Genomic DNA, 6,435 nt, shown 5'->3' with positions numbered 1-6,435 from the left:
TAGCCCAGTGTACGCCCATTCCATAAGTGATGATGGAAAGCGTTTCCTCTTCTTCTTTTTTCCAGATTTCTTGAAGTACCCAAGCTTTTCCAAAAGGCAACACATAATCCTCTCTAGGTTCTATGCTTGTTGCTCCTTTGGTTCCTTTGACTTTACTCCAGTACAATCCTTTATGCTCAAAAATCACCACAGGATTTGGGTCATAGTAGGCCGCTTTCATGAGTCCTTTTAAATCGGCACCATTAGATGGGTAAGCGATTTTTAAACCTCTGATATTAGAAACCACACTTTCCATAGAGCTGGAATGGTAAGGTCCACCGCTGCCATAAGCACCTATAGGCACGCGCAAAATCATGGAAACCGGCCATTTACCATTACTTAAATAACAGGAACGTGACACCTCGGTAAATAACTGATTCAAACCTGGCCAGATGTAGTCTGCAAACTGTACTTCTACGATGGGTTTTAAGCCTACTACGCTCATTCCTACCGTACTTCCTACGATAAATGCTTCTTGAATAGGTGTGTTGAATACTCTATTATCGCCAAATTTCTGCGCCAGTGTTGCCGCTTCTCTAAAAACTCCACCTAATCTTCCTCCTACGTCTTGCCCGTATAGCAAGCATTCTGGATGTTTACGCATCAATTCCTCGATCGCAAATAGTGCACAATCTACCATCACGACTTTCTCTGCGCCATCTGGCGATCGTTCTCCTTTTTCTTCGGTAATCGGTGTCGGTGCAAAATCGTGCGTGAACAAATCTGCTGGATCTGGATCTGGCATGTTCATAGCGTCATTTAGTGCTTGTGCTACTTCCGCTTTCGCGAAAGCGTCATAACCATCCACATCTTGCTCACTAAAACCATTATCGAGTAATAATTTTCTCATTTTAGGGTAAGGATCACGGCTGCGTGCCTCATCCAAATCATCACGGTAAAACTCCATGCGCACACCGCTGGTATGGTGGTTCAATAAAGGAACCGTAGAGTGAACCAAAAACGGTCTGCGTTCTGTCCTGATCTTTTCTATAACCGTATTTATGGTGTTGTAACTTTCCTCAAAGTCAGTTCCGTCTATGGAAATGGCTTCTATTCCATGAAAACCTGCGGCATATTCTGCAGCGTTTTGGGCACGAGTCTCTGCTTCATTGGCACTAATATCCCAACCATTATCTTGTACTAGATATAAAATAGGCAGTTGTTTTAAGGCTGCCATTTGAAACGCCTCGGCAATTTCTCCTTCAGTAACTGATGCGTCTCCTAGGGAACAAACGACTATTGAATCTGAACTTGAACTTGAATCGATTGCCTCACGTTGCTTGCTAGTTAAACTCTCACGGTAATGAAAACCCAAAGCGACTCCAGTAGCAGGAATCGCCTGCATGCCTGTGGCACTGGACTGATGTGGAATTTTAGGCTTATCGATATCATTCAACGATGGATGCGAGTAATAGGTACGTCCACCAGAAAAAGGATCATCTTTTTTAGCTAGTAATTGCAACATTAAATCATAGGGCTTCATTCCTATGGCTAGCAACATCGCATCATCACGGTAATATGGAAATGCATAATCCTGTGGTAGCAACTGCATTCCTACCGCAGTTTGTATCACCTCATGACCACGACTGGTCGCGTGTACATACTTAGAAACTAATTTAAAATTTTCTTCGTAGAGTTCTGCCATTGCTTTGGCAGTGGTGAGGTTACGGTATGCTTTCTCCAACTTCCCACGAAAAGGGGAATCTGCTTGATTCTTACTCATATTTCTATTCTAACTGAATTTCCGCACTTGATGCGGAATCTGATTGTACTAATCTTAATGTTTTTTAAAATCTATATTCCACCATTGATGCAAATCATTTTCCGCACTTGATACGGAATCACCAACTCTCTGCTAGGTCTATCCACTCTGGATTATCCTTTTCAATGAGATCTATCTTCCATTTACGCCTCCATTTCTTCAATTTTTTCTCTCTTGCTTGAGCTTCTTGTACCCATTGATATTCTTCAAAATACACCAATCGTTTGGTCTAATATCTTTTTGAAAAGGCTTTTTTATATTTTTCTTCCTTGTGAGCCTTAATTCTATGTTTTAGTTCACCAGTCATTCCCAAATAAATAGTTCCATTCTTACGATTTGCAAGAAGATACACATGGTATTTTTTGTTGCTTACAACAGGCATTTTAGTGACTACAAAAGTTTCCGCATCGAGTGCGGAAATTCATCAAATTAATAATCTTTACTAGGTGCAACCTCTAGGTTGTCTGCAACTTTTCTCAAAAACGAGCCACCTAAAAATCCATCTACAACACGATGATCAAAAGATAAACTCAACATCATCATACTACGTATTTCTATGCTATCTTCTCCATTTCGTGTGATCACCTCAGCACGTTTTTTAATAATTCCTGTAGCTAGAATAGCAACTTCTGGCTGATTGATAATAGGTGTTCCCATTAAGGAACCAAATGTCCCAACATTTGATATCGTAAACGTTCCACCTTTTATATCGTCACCACCTAGTTTATTTTCGCGTGCAAGGTTTGCCATACGATTGACATCTGCTGCAATTTCTGGTAGGGATTTCTGGTCTGCATTTTTTACTACGGGAACAATTAAATTTCCTGATGGTAAAGCCGTTGCCATTCCTACATTGATATTTTCTTTTACGATAATGTTTTTGCCGTCTACACTCGCATTGATATTAGGATATTCCTTGATCGCTCGTGCTACTGCATCAACAAATAATGGTGTAAAGGTTAATCGCTCTCCATATTTTTCTAGGAATGATCCTTTGTTTTTATTACGCCAGTTCACTAAATCGGTTAGATCTGCCTCCACATAAGCAGTCACGTGTGGACTGGTATGCTTGCTGTACACCATATGATCTGCAATCATACTGCGCATGCGATCCATTTCTATAATCTTACCAGTTCCTTTATCTAGGTTTAACTGTGGTATGCGATAGGCTGTAGGATCTGGTTCGTTTGAAACTGCTTGTGCAAATTGGTAGGGACGACCATCATTTAAGTAGTTTACCACATCGCTTTTGCGCAATCTTCCTTTGTTTCCAGTCGCTGGAATACGTGCTAATTCTTCATAAGAAATATGATGCTCGCGAGCGATTGAATCAATTAATGGACTTACGAAAAGGTCTTTGCTTATGAATGAACTTGAAGTTGAAGCTTTGGGAGAACTTGAACTTAAATTTACAACCTTCGGTTGTTTGATTGTTTTGTCATTTTGAGCTTGTTGCGGAATCGGCTGTTTGTTATCGCTAGTGTTTTTACTAGTGACTGTCGCTCCATCAGTTTCTTCAAAAGTCGCAATAGCGCTTCCTATTTCTACCACATCTCCAGCCGCTGCAAGATGTTGCGACATCACTCCAGCAGTAGACGCTGGTACTTCATTATCTACCTTATCAGTTCCTACTTCTACGATAATATCGCCTTCTTCAAATCCTTCTCCTTCTTGCACGAGCCAGTTAAGAATGGTTCCTTCTGTTATTGATTCTCCCATTTTTGGGAGTATAAATTCCATAGTTTTTGCCATGGTATAAAAATAAGAAAACTAACGCTTGTTAGTAGTGAAATTTTTGTTGTAATTACGCTTTCGCGAAAGCGCAATAAAAAAAGCCAGAACATTACTGCTCTGGCTTTAGATTATGGATTGAAAAAATGAGAATTAATCTGCTTTTTGAGGTGCCATAAATTTATATACAATTCCTGCAAGAACAGCTCCTACAATAGGCGCTACCCAGAATAACCATAATTGCCCCATAGATTCTGGAACAAATAACGCTACGGCAGTACTACGTGCAGGATTTACTGAAGTATTAGTTACGGGAATACTGATTAAATGTATTAAGGTTAAGGCTAGACCTATAGCCATACCATCAAAACCTGGCGAGGCGTTTTTATGAGTTGCTCCTAGAATAACGATTAAAAACATAAAGGTCATCACAACTTCTATCACTAATGCGCCTATCATTCCAAAGTTTACTCCGTACACATTTGCATCATAAAAATTAGTGGCAAAGGCACCTGGATTAGATCCTAGTCCTGTAAAATCTGCAGAGCTAATTATGATTAGATACAATATCGCTGCACCTGCCGCACCACCTAAAACTTGTGACACTATATAACCTAAAAGGTTTTTACCTTCAAATCTACCACCCATAAATAATCCTATGGAAACGGCAGGATTAAAATGGCCACCAGAAATATGTCCCAAGGCATAAGCACCTGTTAATACGGTAAGACCAAAGGCTAGTGAAACTCCTACGAGTCCTATTCCTATATCTGCAACGCCTGCTGCTAGTACTGCACTACCACATCCACCTAGGACGAGCCAAAAAGTTCCAATAAATTCTGCTAAAAGTTTTTTCATTATTTAATTATATTAAGTTGAGTAAAATGTATGAAAATGATCATTGTTCAATTTTCAACTTACTAAAGGTAATGTGGATTAAATAATTAGTTGATATTTAATAAGACAGATGGTTTTATTAGACGAATAGATAAATTCATGGCTTAACTACCTTTAAATTCTTTCAAGGTTTTATAAAAATCTTCTTGAACAGGACGATTTTGCGGTATTTCTCTTAAAGGCTTTACTTCTCTCATGCTCTCGTGACAATCTGCTGGTAATTGCTGGTAGAGCTTAGTTCCTGCGGTTTTCCAGTTGATCATTTGATCAGAGATGTTTTTGATTTTTTTAGCTGGATTGCCTACGATTAAGGAACGTGGTTCAAAAACAGCTTCGGCTTTTACAAATGCCATCGCGCCTACTATGCATTCATCTCCTATAACCGCATCATCCATAATGACGCTGTTCATTCCTATCATACAATTGCGACCTAGATTTGCGCCGTGTATAATGGCACCATGACCTACGTGAGCTCCAGTTTTAAGCGTGATACTTTTCCCTGGAAACATGTGTACCGTACAATTCTCTTGAACATTAACGCCATCTTCCAGAATAATCTCGCCCCAATCACCGCGGATTACCGCACTAGGACCTACATAGCAATTTTTACCGATGATTACATTACCTATTACCGTTGCTTGAGGATGGATATAGGAGTTTTCGTGAATTACTGGGATGTGGGATTTGAAACTGTAAATTGCCATGTGGTATGTGGTAAAATATTTTTATGGGTTTCTCTGTTTAATTTTGCTGCGTAAACTTGTCAACATTTTTTGCATTACAGTTATCAACTTTCTAACCTCTTCGCGTTGTTCATGAGTAATATAACCTCTTCTAACTGCTTTTTCATTTGCCGAAACACATTCATTAGAACTGTGTAAAGCATGATTGATATGCTTAACAAATTGGGCATCACTTCCTGGATAACCTTCTGCAATATTCAATGCTATAGAGTCTGCTCCTCTCCTGTATTGCGAACTCAGCGCATAAAGCTCTCGTTGAGGAAAAGATTGAACTAAAGTATCTACAACTTCTCCAAAGTCCATAGCCTTTTGATAAACTAATAAGTCTTCAAATTTAAAATGATAATCACTTTTCATAATCCTCTATTTAGAAAGCCTCATCCCACATACCACATACCTAGATCCTAGCGAAAGCGCTTCAACGTCTCCTTAGTAAATTCACTCAACACTAATCTTCCCGAAATTTTTGCTCTTTCAAAAAGTAAGTTATCCCAATCTTCACAACCGGTCCAGAACATCTTTTTCATTTCGGCCATAGCGTCTGGATTGTAGGTGCATAAGTTCTCAGCAAATTTTTGAACGGCTTCATCCATTGCTTCTGTAGACTCGTAAACTTCGGCAAATAAGCCTTGGTTTTTTGCCCATTCTGGTGAGTAGAACTCGTTTGCGTTTATGGCTATCTGGCTCATTCCTGTAAGACCTAGTTTGCGCTCTACGGCTGGACCTACCACAAATGGACCTATTCCTATGTTGAGTTCGCTTAATTTTATGGATGCAAATTTTGTGGCAAAACAATAGTCTGTCGCTGCGGCAACGCCTACGCCACCACCTACGGTTTTACCTTGTACACGACCTATAATGAATTTAGGACACTTGCGCATTGCGTTAATGACATTTGCAAAACCTGAGAAGAATATTTCGCCAGTTTTCTCATCGTCAATCGCAATCAATTCTTTAAAGCTTGCTCCTGCACAAAAAGTACGCTCACCACCAGATTTAAGGATAATGACTTTGGTAGCTTCATCATTTCCAGCATCAGTAATAGCTTGTGCGAGTTGTGCTAGAATATCACCTGGCAACGAGTTGTGCGCTGGATGAAAGAATTCTATGGTTTGTATTTGGTTTTCTGTGTTTGTTTTTACGTAGGGATCACTCATTTTAATATGCTTTTGTGTTTGTATTCAGCGAAGTCGTGCTGCTAAGGCTTGACTCTTGAACTGTCAAGCCGCTGCATAGCGGCTTCGCTTATTATTTATTTCAATC

8 protein-coding genes are annotated in these 6,435 nt (G+C 39.6%); all 8 read right to left on the bottom strand.

What is annotated here, in order from left to right:
• Positions 1–1,762 (bottom strand): alpha-ketoacid dehydrogenase subunit alpha/beta (locus ACTF48_RS06350; protein ID WP_438962310.1); only part of this gene is annotated, 1,762 nt, incomplete at its 3' end.
• A 118-nt stretch (positions 1,763–1,880) separates the two neighbouring features.
• Complete coding sequence (locus ACTF48_RS06345) at positions 1,881–2,021, bottom strand: hypothetical protein (protein ID WP_438962309.1); 141 nt, start codon at positions 2,019–2,021, stop codon at positions 1,881–1,883.
• Between the two features lie 9 nt (positions 2,022–2,030).
• A complete protein-coding gene (locus ACTF48_RS06340) occupies positions 2,031–2,183 on the bottom strand; it encodes a GIY-YIG nuclease family protein (RefSeq protein WP_438962308.1) in 153 nt (50 codons plus the stop codon).
• A 47-nt stretch (positions 2,184–2,230) separates the two neighbouring features.
• Positions 2,231–3,520: a dihydrolipoamide acetyltransferase family protein gene (locus ACTF48_RS06335; RefSeq protein WP_438962307.1), complete on the bottom strand. Its 1,290-nt coding sequence runs from the start codon at positions 3,518–3,520 to the stop codon at positions 2,231–2,233.
• A 165-nt stretch (positions 3,521–3,685) separates the two neighbouring features.
• Positions 3,686–4,390 (bottom strand): aquaporin Z, encoded by a 705-nt coding sequence (aqpZ, locus tag ACTF48_RS06330; RefSeq protein WP_438962306.1) that lies wholly within the window; start codon positions 4,388–4,390, stop codon positions 3,686–3,688.
• A gap of 143 nt (positions 4,391–4,533) precedes the next feature.
• Complete coding sequence (locus tag ACTF48_RS06325) at positions 4,534–5,133, bottom strand: transferase hexapeptide repeat family protein (protein WP_438962305.1); 600 nt, start codon at positions 5,131–5,133, stop codon at positions 4,534–4,536.
• A 21-nt stretch (positions 5,134–5,154) separates the two neighbouring features.
• A complete protein-coding gene (locus ACTF48_RS06320) occupies positions 5,155–5,529 on the bottom strand; it encodes a four helix bundle protein (RefSeq protein WP_438962304.1) in 375 nt (124 codons plus the stop codon).
• Positions 5,530–5,576: 47 nt separating this feature from the next.
• A complete protein-coding gene (locus tag ACTF48_RS06315) occupies positions 5,577–6,329 on the bottom strand; it encodes an enoyl-CoA hydratase/isomerase family protein (RefSeq protein WP_438962303.1) in 753 nt (250 codons plus the stop codon).
• Positions 6,330–6,435 lie beyond the last annotated feature (106 nt).

It is taken from the genome of Nonlabens sp., assembly GCF_965660805.1.
Lineage (GTDB): Bacteria > Bacteroidota > Bacteroidia > Flavobacteriales > Flavobacteriaceae > Nonlabens.
The sequence above is the reverse complement of the archived record's forward strand: the minus strand, read 5'-3'. Positions and strand labels throughout refer to the sequence as shown.

Coding starts and splice junctions, on each gene's coding strand:
- ACTF48_RS06340 (WP_438962308.1), bottom strand. CDS start 2,183: ATGCCTGTTGTAAGCAACAAAAAATACCATGTGTATCTTCTTGCAAAT.
- ACTF48_RS06335 (WP_438962307.1), bottom strand. CDS start 3,520: ATGGGAGAATCAATAACAGAAGGAACCATTCTTAACTGGCTCGTGCAA.
- aqpZ (WP_438962306.1), bottom strand. CDS start 4,390: ATGAAAAAACTTTTAGCAGAATTTATTGGAACTTTTTGGCTCGTCCTA.
- ACTF48_RS06325 (WP_438962305.1), bottom strand. CDS start 5,133: ATGGCAATTTACAGTTTCAAATCCCACATCCCAGTAATTCACGAAAAC.
- ACTF48_RS06320 (WP_438962304.1), bottom strand. CDS start 5,529: ATGAAAAGTGATTATCATTTTAAATTTGAAGACTTATTAGTTTATCAA.
- ACTF48_RS06315 (WP_438962303.1), bottom strand. CDS start 6,329: ATGAGTGATCCCTACGTAAAAACAAACACAGAAAACCAAATACAAACC.